This is a genomic window from Geobacillus zalihae NBRC 101842 (assembly GCF_001544135.1).
Lineage (GTDB): Bacteria > Bacillota > Bacilli > Bacillales > Anoxybacillaceae > Geobacillus > Geobacillus zalihae.
Map to the genome: position 1 here is coordinate 1 of NZ_BCPV01000131.1, position 1,375 is coordinate 1,375.

Here is a 1,375-nt window from a genome sequence, read left to right on the forward strand (position 1 = left end):
ATATATATTCATTTATTTCCGCTCATTGAAAAATCTTTTCTTCGATGTTTAGAAATAGGAGATACGGATAAGTATGACAGTGTAAAAGGAACAGGAAGTTTCCTTGCTGTAAATTATCACTTTATTTCGGAACAAAAGAGACATTTTTTTGCACATTCCTTCAGAAAGCCCTCTCCCCTTTTCTGAAAGAATGTGCTAAATTTTTTGTGAATTATTTCGGAAGAGAAAATCCATCGGTTCATAGGAGGGGGAGGAGGACGTGATTCAATTTCATGACTTTGGCATTGACGTTCAAACGTATGCAGAGCGTGGAAAAGAAAACGACTTCCCTCTTCTGAAAAAGTGTCCGCATTGCCGGGCCAAGCGCCCGTTGCACCGCCACGGTTACTATGAGCGAAACGCATTGACCCCACATGGTGATTATCGCATTTGGATTGTCCGGTATCGCTGTCGGGAATGCTTGAAGACGGTGAGTGTGCTGCCTTCCTTTCTCCTCCCGTATTTTCAGTATACGTTGTCCGCCATATGGCAAGTCGTGAAAGAGCAGTTGGGATTGACCGAAAGGACGAACCAGGCTCCGTTTCTCCCGACAAAGGACGGCATCATCTTTTATGTCCGACGGTTCTACCGAAACCTATCAAGCCTTCATAGCTTTTTTGCGAGGCGGTGGAGGATCATAGGCCCTATCGTGAAAAAAGAAAAGGAACGGGCTTCTTGGTGGATCCAGACGTTAGAGGAACACGGTCTTGATTCGGCCATCAGAGAGATGTGGGAGGGCGGATTCCGACACCCTTTTGCGAATTAAATGGGATCCTGATTTTACATACATACCCTAAATTGGAAATAGTTTCGGTTCCCACAAACCTTTCCTATCGACGGAGAAAAAGCAATTCGGTACGATAAGGGCAGGAGGACCGGAACGGTCCTGATTCCAAGTGAGACCAGGAGGAGATTTGAATGAATGAGTCGATGAGACACGACATTGCCCTGTTTCGATACGGGCTAATCGCTCCGTTGGTGAATGGGCAGGTGGAACCGAAGACGTATCTGAAAGAGGTGAGCGAGCGAGTGCACCATGTTCCCCACCAGGGAGACAAACGAATCGCAGCCAAGACGATCCTCGATTGGTGCACCCGATACAAAAAAGGGGGCTTTGACGCCTTAAAGCCGAAGCGCCGTTCGGACCGCGGCCACTCAAGGCGTCTGTCGCCCGATGATGAGGATCATATTTTAGCCCTAAGAAAAGAACATCCCACCATGCCCGTGACGGTGTTCTACGAACACCTGATCGAGCAGGGGGGAATCCCAAAAAACCATATCTCTTACTTTACTATATACCGATTATTGAAAAAACACAACCTTGTCGGGAAAGAAA

The 1,375-nt window shown here is 47.0% G+C and carries 2 protein-coding genes and 1 pseudogene; all 3 read left to right on the forward strand.

Annotated features, from left to right (window positions below; all coding sequences use genetic code 11):
* Positions 1-186, forward strand: a pseudogene (locus tag GZ1_RS19770) (hypothetical protein); the annotation flags it as partial.
* 73 nt (positions 187-259) lie between these two features.
* Positions 260-805, forward strand: a complete 546-nt coding sequence (locus GZ1_RS17675) for a DUF6431 domain-containing protein (protein ID WP_033011705.1) — start codon at positions 260-262, stop codon at positions 803-805.
* A 152-nt stretch (positions 806-957) separates the two neighbouring features.
* Positions 958-1,375: helix-turn-helix domain-containing protein (locus tag GZ1_RS17680; RefSeq protein WP_060789011.1), on the forward strand; the 418-nt coding region annotated here is incomplete at its 3' end.